Annotated in this window: 10 protein-coding genes; 1 reads left to right on the forward strand and 9 read right to left on the reverse strand. The window is 72.9% G+C overall.

What is annotated here, in order from left to right:
* Nucleotides 1-1,022: 1,022 nt before the first annotated feature.
* The 9 genes from ACIRFL_RS25110 to ACIRFL_RS25150 all read right to left on the reverse strand — a co-directional run bounded on the left by ACIRFL_RS25110 (nucleotide 1,023) and on the right by ACIRFL_RS25150 (nucleotide 11,268).
* On the reverse strand, nucleotides 1,023-2,027 hold the full coding sequence (locus ACIRFL_RS25110; RefSeq protein ID WP_404032389.1) for a helix-turn-helix domain-containing protein: 1,005 nt from the start codon (nucleotides 2,025-2,027) through the stop codon (nucleotides 1,023-1,025).
* A 445-nt stretch (nucleotides 2,028-2,472) separates the two neighbouring features.
* Nucleotides 2,473-3,051, reverse strand: coding sequence for a universal stress protein (locus ACIRFL_RS25115; protein ID WP_404032392.1), 579 nt, complete (start codon nucleotides 3,049-3,051; stop codon nucleotides 2,473-2,475).
* Between the two features lie 179 nt (nucleotides 3,052-3,230).
* On the reverse strand, nucleotides 3,231-4,532 hold the full coding sequence (locus tag ACIRFL_RS25120; protein WP_404032395.1) for a Gfo/Idh/MocA family protein: 1,302 nt from the start codon (nucleotides 4,530-4,532) through the stop codon (nucleotides 3,231-3,233).
* Between the two features lie 85 nt (nucleotides 4,533-4,617).
* Entirely contained in the window at nucleotides 4,618-5,946 is a 1,329-nt protein-coding gene (locus ACIRFL_RS25125; protein ID WP_404032399.1) for an alpha-glucosidase/alpha-galactosidase, read from the reverse strand.
* Nucleotides 5,946-6,911 (reverse strand): carbohydrate kinase family protein, encoded by a 966-nt coding sequence (locus ACIRFL_RS25130; RefSeq protein ID WP_404032401.1) that lies wholly within the window; start codon nucleotides 6,909-6,911, stop codon nucleotides 5,946-5,948. The genes ACIRFL_RS25125 and ACIRFL_RS25130 overlap by 1 nt, the downstream gene beginning before the upstream one ends.
* 74 nt (nucleotides 6,912-6,985) lie before the next feature.
* A complete protein-coding gene (locus ACIRFL_RS25135; RefSeq protein ID WP_404032403.1) occupies nucleotides 6,986-7,879 on the reverse strand; it encodes a carbohydrate ABC transporter permease in 894 nt (297 codons plus the stop codon).
* A complete protein-coding gene (locus ACIRFL_RS25140) occupies nucleotides 7,876-8,886 on the reverse strand; it encodes a carbohydrate ABC transporter permease (protein WP_404032407.1) in 1,011 nt (336 codons plus the stop codon). Before ACIRFL_RS25140 ends, ACIRFL_RS25135 begins: the two co-directional genes overlap by 4 nt.
* A gap of 10 nt (nucleotides 8,887-8,896) precedes the next feature.
* The gene (locus ACIRFL_RS25145; RefSeq protein ID WP_404032410.1) at nucleotides 8,897-10,234 is read right to left on the reverse strand and encodes an ABC transporter substrate-binding protein; all 1,338 of its coding nucleotides are present in this window, start codon (nucleotides 10,232-10,234) and stop codon (nucleotides 8,897-8,899) included.
* A 218-nt stretch (nucleotides 10,235-10,452) separates the two neighbouring features.
* Nucleotides 10,453-11,268 carry an endo alpha-1,4 polygalactosaminidase gene (locus ACIRFL_RS25150; protein WP_404032412.1) on the reverse strand — a complete coding sequence of 272 codons (816 nt, stop codon included), beginning with the start codon at nucleotides 11,266-11,268 and terminating at the stop codon, nucleotides 10,453-10,455.
* Between the two features lie 288 nt (nucleotides 11,269-11,556).
* Here ACIRFL_RS25150 and ACIRFL_RS25155 point away from each other — a divergent pair, with 288 nt between their 5' ends.
* Nucleotides 11,557-12,318: a DeoR/GlpR family DNA-binding transcription regulator gene (locus tag ACIRFL_RS25155; protein ID WP_404032415.1), complete on the forward strand. Its 762-nt coding sequence runs from the start codon at nucleotides 11,557-11,559 to the stop codon at nucleotides 12,316-12,318.
* The last annotated feature ends 23 nt before the right edge of the window (nucleotides 12,319-12,341 follow it).

Here is a 12,341-nt window from a genome sequence, read left to right on the forward strand (position 1 = left end):
GCAACAGGGCCTCCTGGTGAGCAGTGGCGTAGACACCCTCTGTGCTACCGAGAGGCCCTGCCTTCATGCCCCCGCGCAGCCACAATCACCTGAACAGCACACCCGTACGGAACCCCAAGCTGCACATTCGGTTTCGAGAAGCCCTCTGACCCGGGTCGCCTCCGGCGGGGTCGCCTGGTCTGGTGCGGGTCGCGTTGGGCGGGGTTCGTGGTCTGGTGCGGGTGGCGTTTGGTGGGGGGCGCGTGGTCTGGTGCGGGTCGTCTCCGGCGGGGTCGCCTGGTCTGGTGCGGGTCGCGTTGGGCGGGGTTCGTGGTCTGGTGCGGGTGGCGTTTGGTGGGGGGCGCGTGGTCTGACCCGGGTCGCCTCCGACGGGGTCGCGTGGTCTGGTGCGGGTCGTCTCCGGCGGGGGCGCGTGGTCTGGTGTGGGTCGTGTTGGGCGGGGTCGTGTGGTTGGGGGCGGGTGGTGTCCGGCGGGGCGTGTGGTCTGATGCCGGATGCCATCCGTTGTCCGCGTCCGGCGGGGCGCCGCGGAGTGTGATGCGGGGTTCCCCCGGGCGGGGCCGCGTGGTCTTCGGAGTGGAACGCCGCTGGTGGGGCGAGGTCGAGCCTTGGCGTGCCGGGGTGAGCGGGTTCGCGAGGGGTCCGTCCTCGCGAGTCAACGGACCGCGTCGGCAACGGCTCACCGCCATCCGCACACCGGGGTGGGGCGAGGCCGGGGTTGGGCCTGCCGGGGTGGGTTCGCGAGAGGTCTGTCCCCGCGACTCACCCCGCCGCGTCAGCGACGGCTCACCGCCGCCTGCACAACCGCCTGCCACATCGCCGCCCGTCGCCACGCCGCCCGTCGCCACGCCGTCCGGCCGGGTGGCTGCCGGCCGGGCTCGGTCTCGGTGCCGAGAGACGTGCCCTCCGTAGCAGGGGCCGGCTTCGCGACGGAGTCAGGCGGACCTGGTTCGCCCGGACGGAGCGGCACCCCCGGTGGACGCTCGCCTCGGGCCCGGTGACGGAGGGGGACGCGTCGGAGGTCAGCGGTCGTGGGGCTCGGCGGGTTCGCCCGGCGGCTGGGCGGTGGCGCGGTACTCGGTCGGGGTCATTCCCATGGCGGTGCGGAAGGCGCGGGTGAAGTCGGACGGCGCCGGATAGCCCCAGCGCGCCCCGATGACCGCGACGGGAACCGCCCGCTGCGCCGGGTCCGCCAGGTCCCGCCGGCAACGGGCGAGCCGCTGCTGCCGGACGAACTCGCCCACCGTGATGCCGTGTTGCTGGAACACGCGGTGCAGATAGCGGGTGGAGATGAAGTGCGCGGCCGCCACCGTGTCCGGCTTCAGACCGGGATCGTGCAGATGGGCGACGAGAAACGCGCTGATCTCCTCGAACAGCGCACGCTGCCGCGACTCGGCCGGAAGCACGTCCTGCCGTCCGCCGTGGTGGGCGAGCAGCGCCGCTGTCAGGTCGACCGCGGTGTTGCCCAGCCGGACGGTGTCGCCCGGGGTGAGATCGCCGTGGGTCTCCACCAGACCGGTGAGCATCAGACTCAGCAGCCGCCCCACGCCCGTTCGGCCGTTCAAGACCGTCCCGCACAGCGGCGCCACGTCCTTGTCCGGCAGTGGCACGAGCCTCCTGGGGAACTGGAGCAGCAGGGTCCGCGTCCCGGCGGGCGAGGGGCCCGAGACGGCGGTGAACGGCCGGGAGCTGTCGTACAGCACCAGGTCGCCGGCGCCGAGCGCGGCGCTCGACCTGGCCTGTTCGATCTCCTGCTGGCCCGAGACGGTCAGCCCGAGCTGGTACAGCTCAGGGTCGGACTGCCGGATGAGTCGGGCGGTGCGCCGCGACGACAGCGGCGAGTAGGACATCACCGACAGCTGGACGGGACCGAGCGCCAGCGTCTGGATCCGGGCGCTCACCTGCTCGGGTTCCCGGGCGCGGAAGTTGATGAGGGTGGTCACCAGGGCGAGGCCCGTGACCTCGGTCCAGGCCGCCGTCCGGTCGGCGGGCCGTACCCGGGCGGTGTCCAGCACTGTGGTGAGCATTCTTCTCCCGGGTGACGCCGTGTCAGGTGGCTGCGGCGCGCGGCAGGCGCGGGCCCGCCGCGGTCGCGTCCACGATGGTCCCCGGTGGACGGCGCCCCCGCAAAGTGCGCTGCACGCCAAGCCGAGTGCGCTCCACGCCCAGGGCGGCCGGACGCCCGGATGGCAGGCTGGGCGCAGCCCGGTGGCGCGGGACGGGGGGCCGCGCCGCCCCGCACCGGCGTCGGCCCTGTCGGCGGGGCCGCGCCGGCGGCGGCACGCGGCCCACGGCGGCCGGAGGCGGTGGCGCGCGGCCTACAGCGGCCGGTGGTGGCACGCGGCCCACGGCGGCCGGAGGTGGTGGCGCGCGGTCTACAGCGGCCGGTGGTGGCGCGGCCCACGGCGGCCGGAGGTGGTGGCGCGCGGCCTATAGCGGCCGATGGTGGCGCGCGGCGTGGCGGGCGGAGGGCTACCCGGGCGTGCTCCGGTCCGGCGGTACGGCCTCGAACTCCCGTCGCAGATGCCCGGTGTGCAGCGGCAGCCGCCAGGCGTTGCGGCGGTGGACCCGCGCCAGCGCCGCCTCAAGGGGCGAGGGCGGCACCGCGAGGACAGGGCAGCCGGCGTGGGCGAGGCAGTGGCGGCCCACCGAGGGCCACAGCGCCCGGTGTAGCGGCCCGCGCTGTCCGGCGCCGATCACCAGCAGGTCGGTGTCCCGGTCGGCGGTCCGCACCAGCACCGGACCCGGCAGGCCCCGGGCGACGAGCGCGGGCCCGGGCAGCCCCGGGCCCGTACCGTCGAACGCCTCGCGCAGCGCGGCCTCCAGCCGCTCCCGGGCCAGCCGTTCCCAGTCCTCGGGGAGCAGGGAGGCGGCCGGGGATCTGCGGCAGGCGAGGTCACCGCCGGGCGGCTGCCAGGCCAGCACCGGCCAGAGTTCGGCTCCCCGGCGCCGCGCCTCGTCGGCAGCTCGGACCAGGGCGGCCAGACTCCCCGGTGAGCCGCTGACCCCCACCACGACACGGGCGCCCGAGGGCGGGCGGGACTCGGACATCGGCACCACCGTTCTGCACCCGCCGACCGGACCCCGGCCGGCGAACCTCCACGCGAACCGCCTCCATCACACCTCCGCCCACCGGCTCCGGACCACCCCTGACCCCGGTTATTGGCACCCTCCTGACGTCGGCCCCGCGGGACCGCGGCCCGCAGCCCGCGCATGGCCCCCGTACGCCCTCATGCCGCGCCGAGCGCTGCCGGGAGTTCGACGACGGTGCCGGTGGTGCGGGCTCGTTCCGCCGCCCACACCACCTGGTGGGTGGCCAGGCTCTCCGCCGCGTCGGACAGCAGCAGCGAGGCGTCGCCGGTCGCCACGGCGGCCAGGAACGCCTCGGTCAGCGCCTCGTCCCCGCCGCCGTGCCCGTCCCGCGCGCTCGGCCCCGCCTGTGCCGCGGCCCCGGCGGCCGGCTCGGGCACGTGGGTGTGCGGGCCGACCACCTGCTCGGAGCCGTCGCGGAAGTCGACCAGCCGCAGCGTCTCGCCGTCGCCGTCCAGGAAGCCGTGCGTCCCGAGGATCCGGGTGCGGCGCTGTTCCATGGGGGTGAAGGCGCTCATGGTGAAGGAGCAGGTGGCGCCGGAGGCGAACTCCATGGTGACCACCTGGTGGTCGACGACGTCGTTGTCGCACGCGTACACACACCGCCCGTAGGGCCCGGTCTGCAGCGCCTTGCGCACCCCCGCCTCGGTGTGGTCGTCGGTCACGGCCGACAGCGGCCAGAACTCCCGCTCCGGATCGCCCAGGCAGCTCAGATACAGCCGCTCGGCCGAGTACGGGCAGGTGGGCTCCACCGCGCAGTCGACGCAGCGCGCCGCGGCTCCCGCCGGCGCGGCCTCGGGACGGAAGTGCGTCAGGCTGCCGAAGGAACTCACCCGCCGCGGGAGCTGCCCGAACAGGTGGACCAGCCAGTCGATGTCGTGGCACGACTTGGTGAGCAGCATCGGGGCCGAGGTGTCCTGCCGGCGCCAGTTGCCGCGTACGAACGAGTGCGCCTGGTGCCACCAGCCGACCGGTTCCAGGTGCTGGACGCTGACGACGTCCCCGATCCGGCCGTCGTCCAGCAGCCCCTTGAGGAAGCGGGTGTACGGGGTGTACCGCAGCACATGGCACACGGCCAGCAGGACGCCGCCTCGCCGCGCGGCCTCCGCGATCGCCGTGGCCTCCGCCTCGTCGGTCGCCATGGGCTTCTCCAGCAGGATGTGGTGGCCGAGGTCGGCGAGCGCGACCGCCGGTTCGGTGTGCTCGCGGTCCTGGGTGGCGACGATGCAGGCGTCGGCGAGCCGTCCGTCCCGCACGGCCGCGCGCCAGTCGGGGTAGGTCCGGTCCGGCGGGATGCCGAACTCGGCCGCCGCGCGGGCCCGCCGCCGCGGGTCCGGTTCGGCGACGGCGGTGACGCGCGCGGTCCCGGTGGCCACCGCGTGCCGGGCGTAGGTCATGCCGCGCAGACCGGCACCGATGAGAGCCAGCGTCACCTGGGCCATGGAAGTACCTCCTCGGTAAGTGGGGGCGGGGGCCGGGCAGTTGGGGACTGAGCCCGCCGGGGCAGGGGTGGCTGCCCCGGCGGGCTCAGTGTCCGAGGGTGGCGCGCAGCCCGGGCTGGAGCAGATCCGCGTGGGCGCGGACCATGTCGTCGCACAGGTCCCAGATGCGTTCGACCGGCAGGGCGGCGGCGGTCGCCGGGTCCGCCATGGCGGCCTGCCGGATCGACCGCGGGTCGTCCTCCAGCGCGGCCCGCACCACCAGGTCGTTCATGCTCAGATAGGAGCGGTTGAGCGCCGCGCACTGGGCGGGCAGCGCACCCACCCGGGTGGGCTGGACGCCCAGACCGTCGACGAGGCAGGGCACCTCGACGGTCCCGGTGGCGGGGAGGTTGTCGATGAGCCCGTGGTTGGGGACGTTGCCGTACACCGTGCGCGGGGTGCCCGTGGTGATGCTGTGGATGATCTGCGGGGCGTACTCCATGGTGCCCTCCACGGTGAGCGGTGTGCCCTCGGCGAGCGCGTCGCGGGTGTGCTCGTAGGCCGCGATGTTCTCGTCGACGATGCCGAGGTAGGCCCCGATCGGCAGCCGCAGCCGCTCCACCTCGCTGTCGTGGTGCAGATACCAGGGGACGTACTCGGAGGAGTGCTCGCTGGTCTCCGTCGGGTAGTAGCCGAGCCGCCGGTACATGTCGACGCGGACCCGCCGGCGCAGTTCCGGGTCGTCCGCGATCAGTTTGTCGAGCCGCGGGTACAGGTCGCTGCCCTGGTGTTCCAGGCGCAGCACCCATGCCTGGTGGTTGACGCCGGCGGCGCGGTAGGTGACCTCCTGGTGGGGGACGCCGAGCAGTTCGGCCAGGTCGTGGACGGTCCAGTACACCGAGTGGCACAGGCCGACCACCCGGGTCAGGCCGGTGGCCTGGGTCAGGTACTGGATGTTCATGGCCATCGGATTGGTGTAGTTGAGCAGCCAGGCGTCGGGGCAGACCTCGGCGATGTCCTCGGCCAGCGACTTCAGCACCGGGAAGGTGCGCAGCGCGCGGAAGATGCCGCCGACGCCGAGGGTGTCGCCGATGGTCTGCCGCAGCCCGTAGCGGGCGGGGACGTCGAAGTCGGTGCGGGTGGCGGCGCGCATCCCCACCTGGACGATGTTGATCACGAAGTCGGCGTCCGCGAGCGCGGCGCGGCGCTCGGCGTGCGCGGTGACCCGCGGCCGTGCCGTGCCGCCGCCGGTGAGGCGGTCCGCGATCTGCCGGGCGGCGCCCTCGGCGGTGGCGAGCCGTTCGGCGTCGATGTCGTGCAGCGCGATGTGCGCGCCCTGCAGTTCGGGGAAGGCCAGCAGGTCGGCGAGCAGGCCCTGGGTGAATACGACGCTGCCGGCGCCGATGAACGCGATCTTCGGGGCGGTGAGGGTCATCAGAGGTTCTTTCCGTTCCGAGCGAGTACGGCCAGGGCTTCGTCCCAGGTGGCCTGGGCGCCGGTGCCCCCGTGCGCCCGGGTCGACAGGGCGCCGCAGGCCGCGGCGAGGTGAAGGGCGTCGGCGGTGGGCAGGCCGCGCAGGTGCGCGGCGACGAAGCCCGCGTCGAAGCTGTCTCCGGCGCCGACCGTGTCCAGCGGCCGGGCGGGGGTGCCCGGCGTGCCGAGCAGGGTGCGGCCGTCGTGGGCGAGCGCGCCGTCCGCGCCGTTCTTGACGGCCACGAGCGGACCGCGCGCCGCGAGTGCGGCGGCGGCCGTGGCGGGGGTGTCGGCGGGTGTGCCGCCGGCGGCGGCCAGGGCCAGCGCCTCCTGCGCGTTGGGCAGCAGGAAGTCGGTGACGGCGAGCACGGCGGCCACACCGTCCGGGTCCCAGGTGCCCGCGGGGTCGTCGTTGGTGTCGAGGGAGGTGGTGGCGCCGTGCGCGCGGGCCGTGGCGAACAGGCCGGGCAGCGCGGCGGCCAGCCGGGGGAGCAGGAAGTAGGAGGCGGCGTGGACGTGCCGGCTCGCGGTGAGCAGGGACTCGGGCACGTCCTCAGGGCCGGTGGCGGCGAGGGTGCCGGGCGAGGTGACGATCGCACGGTCGCCGTCCGGCCGGGTGAGGACCGCGGTGAGCGGGGTGGGCAGTTCGGGGTCGACGCGCAGCGCGGTGGTGTCCACGCCCCGTTCCTCCAGCGCGGTCCGCATGAAGCGGCCAGCGTCGTCGTCGCCGACGCGTCCGGCGAAGGCGACCGTCAGTCCGAGCCGGGCGGCCCCGCACGCCATGATCGCGGCCGAGCCGCCGAGGGTGAGCAGCCCGGTGCCGACGAGTTGCTCGCGCTGTCCGAAGGAGAGCGGGGCATCGAGCGGGCCGAGAACGACATCGGGATTGGCGTCCCCGATGACGAGCAGGTCGAAGGAGTGCGGCATACGGCTTCCTGTGAGATACGAGTCCGAGGGGGGCATGTGCGACGTGGGTCGGGTGGGTTGCCGTGAGTGCGGGGTCAGCCCTTCAGGCCGCTGGATGTGATCGACTGGATGAACGACTTCTGGGCGAACAGGAACGCGAGCAGGACCGGCAGGACGGTGATGACGTTGCCCGCCATGACCGCCGACCACTTGGTGTGGTGCTGCCCCTGGAAGGTCGTCAGACCCAGTTGCAACGTGTACTGGGTGTCGTGGTTGATGGCGATCAGCGGCCAGGACAGGTCGTTCCACGTGGTGAGGAACGTCAGCACCGCCACCGTGCTCAGCGCGGGCCGGGACAGCGGCAGCACGATGCGGAAGAGCACCCGCAGCCGCGAGCAGCCGTCCAGCCACGCGGCCTCCTCCAGCTCCCTGGGCAGGGACAGGAAGAACTGGCGCAGCAGGAACACCGCGAACGGGGTGACCAGCGACGGCACGATCAGCGCGCCCAGGGTGTCGATCAGCCCCAGCCGCTTCATCACCAGGAACGTCGGGATCATCGTCAGCTGGAACGGGATCACCATCGTGCCCAGCATCAGGGCGAGCAGCAGCCGGGAACCGGCGAACCGCATCCGGGCGAACGCGTACCCGCCCAGCGACCCCAGCAGCAGGTTCGACGCCACCGCCACCAGCGACACGATCAGCGAGTTGGCGAACCAGCGCGGGAACATGGCGTTGCCGAGGACGTACCGGTAGCCGCCCAGGTCGATGCCCGACGGCCACAGGGCGGGCGGGAAGCGGTTGATCTCCGCGTCGCTCATGACGGAGCTGAGCACGAGCCAGATCAACGGCATCGCGAACAGCAGCGACAGCGGCGCGAGCAGCAGATGCCAGGCCCGGAACGGCAGCCTGAGACGGCGCTCGGGCCGCGCGGCGGCGGGGCTCGCGGAAGCGGAGTGCAGGGCGGAGTGCGAGGGCGATGCGGCCGTCATCGTGCGGCTCCTTCGAGGTGGTGGTTCGCGCGGGCCCGGTTCCGTACGGCCCGCACCACCCGGGGGAGTGCGCCGAGGACGAGCAGGACGAGCGCCAGGGCGTAGGCGGCTGCCGCGCCGTAGCCGGCCGTGAAGTTCTTGAAGGCCTGTTCCCAGATGAAGTAGACGATGACCGTGGTCGAGCCCAGCGGGCCGCCCTTGGTCGTCACGTACACCAGGTCGAAGACCTGCAGGGCGTTGATGGTCTGCCATACCGTGAGGAAGCTGAGCACCGGGGCGAGCGCGGGCAGGGTGACATGGCGCAGCAGATGCCATCGTCCCGCGCCGTCGAGGCGGGCCGCCTCCATCAGGGAGACCGGCACGTCCTGGAGCGCGGCGAGCGTGACCACCACACAGAACCCGGTGCCGCTCCACAGGGAGATCACCACCAGGGCGAGCAGGGCCTGTCCGGGGTCGGTGAGGAAGCCCTGCGCTGAGATGCCGAGCTTGTGCAGGACGGAGTTGGCCGCGCCGAACTCCGGGTCGAGGATGAAGGAGAACAGCACACCCTGCGCCGTCGCGGAGACGACGAACGGTACGAAGATGAGCGTGCGGTACAGGCCCACCAGCCGGATCCGCTGGTTCAGGGCGAGCGCCAGCGCCAGTCCCAGGACGATGCTCAGCGGGACGTAGAGCACCGTGTACAGCAGGGTGTTGCGCACCGCCTGGCTGAAGTGCGGGTCCTGCACGAGGGCCCGGTAGTTGTCCAGGCCGACCCAGCGGCTGGGTGTGACGAGGTCGTCGGCCTGGAAGGACAGCAGCAGCGACCAGACCACGGGTACGACGCTCAGCCCGAGGATGACCAGGACCGACGGGGAGACGAACGCCCAGGCGGTCGTGGTCTCCCGGCTCGGACCGCGGCGGCGCGGTGCGCCGGACGCCGCGCCGGGGCGCTTGCGGCCGGCGGTGCGCCGGGCTCGACCGGTGTCCGTGTCCGCGAGGGTGAGGGGAGTGGGCAGGCGGGGCATGGTGTTCCTCTCAACGCGGAATGAGCAGGGCGGCGTTGGCCTCTTTCGCGCAGTCGCGCATGGCCGCGGCGGGCGAACTCCGGCCGAGCAGCACGGCGCTGATGGCCTGTCCGAGGGCCTGCGAGATCTGTGGATAGGCGGGGTGCACCGCGCGCACCCGGGCCGAGTCCAGGGCCCGGGTGAACACCCGCAGCCCCTCGGTGTGTGACTCCTGCTTCCGCCACGCCGCAAGGGCCTGGGTGCTGCGGCTCAGCGGGAGGCTGCCGGCCTGGATGTCCCAGCGCACGTCCTGTGCGGGGCGGGACAGCCAGGACACGAACGTGCGGGCCGCCCGCACCCGGGCCGGACCGTTATCGAACACGGTCCAGGTGTCCGGTCCGGAGATGGTGACGGGCCGGCCGCTGTAGCTGGGCAGCGGCACCACGTGGTAGTCGATGCCGGCCTGCTGCACGTCGGGCAGCTGCCAGGGCCCGGTGACGACCATGCCCATCCGGCCGGAGAGGAAGACCTGGTACATCTGCTCGCTGCCCGGCTTGGGGTCGACGTAGACGCTCTTCGCCCGGGTCAGCTCCGCCACCGTCTCCAGCGCCTTGACGCCGGCGTCGGCGAACCCGATCCGGCGTCCGCCCTCGCCGACGACATCGCCGCCGAGATCCCACACCATCGGCCACAGCCGCCACACGGTGTCCTCGTCGCCGACGCCGGGCCAGCCGGTGCCGAAGACGCCCCGCCGCCGGTCGGTGAGGCGGTCGGCCGTGTCCACGAACTCCTGCCAGGTCCAGCCCTCCCGGGGCAGCGGCACTCCGGCGTCCCGGAACGTCTTCTTGTTGCAGACGACGGCGAGCGAGTCGAGCAGCGCGGGCGCCGCGCGCACCCGTCCGTTCAGGGTGACGGCCTCGCGCGCGGGCGCCCAGAAGTCCTTCCAGGGCACGGGTCCTGAGCGGACCATGTCCGTCAGGTCGACCACCGAGGGGCTGCGCGCGACGCTGGCCAGGTCGGAGCCGAAGACGTAGGCGACGTCGGGGAAGGAGCCGGACGCGAGCGCGGCGGTGATCTTCTGCAGCATCGCGTCGGCGAGCACGCCGCCGCCGGCGTCGACCCTGATGCCGGGATGGGTCCGGTTGAACTCGGACACCAGCCGCTCGATCGTCTTGCGGCCGGTGTCCGTCTGCCCGTGCCACAGCTCGACCGTGACCCGCCCGTCGGCCCCGACGCCGTCGTCCCCCGGTGTGCCGCAACCGGCCAGGGGAGCCGCCGCCGCGCCCAGCGCGAGGGCCGAGGCCCGGCGCAGGACGGTGCGGCGCGTCGGTCCCTGACCGGTCCCGGTGGGTTGTTGTGCTGCGGTCATGTGGCAGAAGCCCCCAATGAGTACGCGGTGCGGGAGGTGCGTCACGCGCGGCACGTTCCGGCACGGCAGGTGGTGTGGACGGGCGGTGCACGTGCGGCGGGCGGCGGAGCCCCGGGCGCACGGTGCGCGCTCCCCCGAGGAGGGGGAGCGGGAGGCGGTCCCGGCCCCGGGCGGGGGACCCGGTGGCCGGGACGCCGGTCTTTCGGCGGGCGGCCCGCTCAGCAGGTCTTGCGGACGTATCCGCGGTCGCCGGGTGCGCTGACGTTCACATCGCGCAGGACGACGCTGAGCCGGTCGCCGAACTCGGCGCACGTCTTCGTGAAGGCCTTCTCCTGGTACTCGATCACGATGACGTTGTCGCCGAAGCCCTCGGTGTAGTCACCGCACTCGTCCCACTGGCCGCACTCCTCGGCGACGGCGAAGTCGAGTCCGGTTCTCGCGCGGTCCGTGGAGAAACCCGGGGTGTTCTTCTGCGCGATGGCCAGGCCCTTGGCGTGGGCGTGGTCGGAGAGCAGCCTGACGTACGCCTTCGCGTTCGACTCGCTGATCAGGCTCGCGCGGTCGAAGGTGTCCAGATTGTCCGGCTCGACGGCGTTGAAGCCCTTGCTCGCGCAGTTGTCGATCCACGCGTCGACCTTGGCGGCGATCTGTTTGCGTTTGGCGTCGGTACGGATGTCCAGCATGGCCTCCCCCCAGTCCTCGTCGTAGACGACGTTGCCGCGTGCGTCCCGCAGCAGCAGGTCGCCCCATTCGCTCTCGGCGCCCGGCTGGGCCTGGAAGGCGTTGACGTAACAGATGTTGTAGAGCCCGGCCGCGGGTGTGGCGGTGTGGTCGCGGCTGACGACCCGCACCCCGGGCGGCGGCGAGTAGGGGGAGCCGATCTGGTAGTCGAAGTCGGCGTGCGCCGGGGGCGGCGTCACCGCCTGGGCGGCGTCGGCGGGCGGGGCGAGCAGCAGGGGACCGACGACGGCGGCGGCGGAGGCCACCGCCGCCGCGGTGAACCCACGGGTCCGGGCACGGGAGTTGAAGGGCATCACGAGCTCCAGATGATGGGGGGCACGTCCCCGCCTCGGACGCCCCGCTGTCAGGCGGTCGTCCTGGCGACTGTGTCCGGACTTACGGCGCGTGCACCGTGCTACCGGCTGGGCGTACCTCTGGCGCCAGGTGCTCATTCTTGGCGTTGGATGGAGTAAACCGAGCAGCAATCGTCATGTCAACAGATCGAACTTGCGCATCTTGTTCAAATGGGCAAAGACTTCGGCAGGCGGTTGCCGACGAAATGCCCGGGCCGACCGGGGTGGCTCCGGGTCTATGCTCGGTCCATGCTGAAATCCGAGCGACATGCGCGCATTCTTGAGCATGTCTCAGCGCGCGGCGCCATCGACGTCACCGAGCTGTCCCGGCTGCTGAACGTCTCCGGCGCCACCGTCCGGCGCGATCTGCAACACCTCAGCGGCCGGAACCTGTTGCGCCGGACCCATGGCGGGGCGGTTCTCGGCAGCTCCGCGCTGGAGCTTCCGGTCGAGCACCGTACGGAGCACTGGCGGCCGGAGAAGCAGGCCATCGCCCGTGCCGCGGCCGAACTGGTGCCCGTGGGCGCGGTCGTCGGGATGACCGGCGGCACCACCGTCACCGAGGTCGCGCGCGTGCTCGCCGCGCGCGGTCCGCTCACCATCGTGACCAACGCCGTCAACATCGCCGCCGAGATGGTCCAGCACCAGGACGTCACCCTGGTCGTCGTCGGCGGCTACGCGCGCACCAAGAGCTACGAACTCGTCGGCCCCATAGCGGAGAAGACCCTCGCCGACCACCACACGGACATCACGTTCCTGGGCGTCGACGGAATCAGCACCGCGCACGGCTGCACGACACACGACCAGTTGGAGGCCGCGACCGACCGCGCCTTCGCCGACAGCAGCAGCCGGACCGTCGTGCTGGCGGACCACTCGAAGATCGGCAAGGTCACCTTCGCGAAGATCTGCCCGGTCACGGACATCGACCACCTGGTCACCAGCAAGGGCGCCCCCGGGGACGCGCTGTCCGCCATCGCCGACACGGGAGTCACCGTCACGACGGCCGAGTGACCACCCGGCACGGGCCGCCGCGC

The sequence above is a fragment of the Streptomyces sp. NPDC102462 genome (genome assembly GCF_044765425.1).
Classification (GTDB): Bacteria; Actinomycetota; Actinomycetes; order Streptomycetales; family Streptomycetaceae; genus Streptomyces.

Excerpts from the sequence above, each read along its gene's own strand:
- ACIRFL_RS25110 (WP_404032389.1), bottom strand. The coding sequence starts at position 2,027 with ATGCTCACCACAGTGCTGGACACCGCCCGGGTACGGCCCGCCGACCGG.
- ACIRFL_RS25115 (WP_404032392.1), bottom strand. The coding sequence starts at position 3,051 with ATGTCCGAGTCCCGCCCGCCCTCGGGCGCCCGTGTCGTGGTGGGGGTC.
- ACIRFL_RS25120 (WP_404032395.1), bottom strand. The coding sequence starts at position 4,532 with ATGGCCCAGGTGACGCTGGCTCTCATCGGTGCCGGTCTGCGCGGCATG.
- ACIRFL_RS25125 (WP_404032399.1), bottom strand. The coding sequence starts at position 5,946 with ATGACCCTCACCGCCCCGAAGATCGCGTTCATCGGCGCCGGCAGCGTC.
- ACIRFL_RS25130 (WP_404032401.1), bottom strand. The coding sequence starts at position 6,911 with ATGCCGCACTCCTTCGACCTGCTCGTCATCGGGGACGCCAATCCCGAT.
- ACIRFL_RS25135 (WP_404032403.1), bottom strand. The coding sequence starts at position 7,879 with ATGACGGCCGCATCGCCCTCGCACTCCGCCCTGCACTCCGCTTCCGCG.
- ACIRFL_RS25140 (WP_404032407.1), bottom strand. The coding sequence starts at position 8,886 with ATGCCCCGCCTGCCCACTCCCCTCACCCTCGCGGACACGGACACCGGT.
- ACIRFL_RS25145 (WP_404032410.1), bottom strand. The coding sequence starts at position 10,234 with ATGACCGCAGCACAACAACCCACCGGGACCGGTCAGGGACCGACGCGC.
- ACIRFL_RS25150 (WP_404032412.1), bottom strand. The coding sequence starts at position 11,268 with ATGCCCTTCAACTCCCGTGCCCGGACCCGTGGGTTCACCGCGGCGGCG.
- ACIRFL_RS25155 (WP_404032415.1), top strand. The coding sequence starts at position 11,557 with ATGCTGAAATCCGAGCGACATGCGCGCATTCTTGAGCATGTCTCAGCG.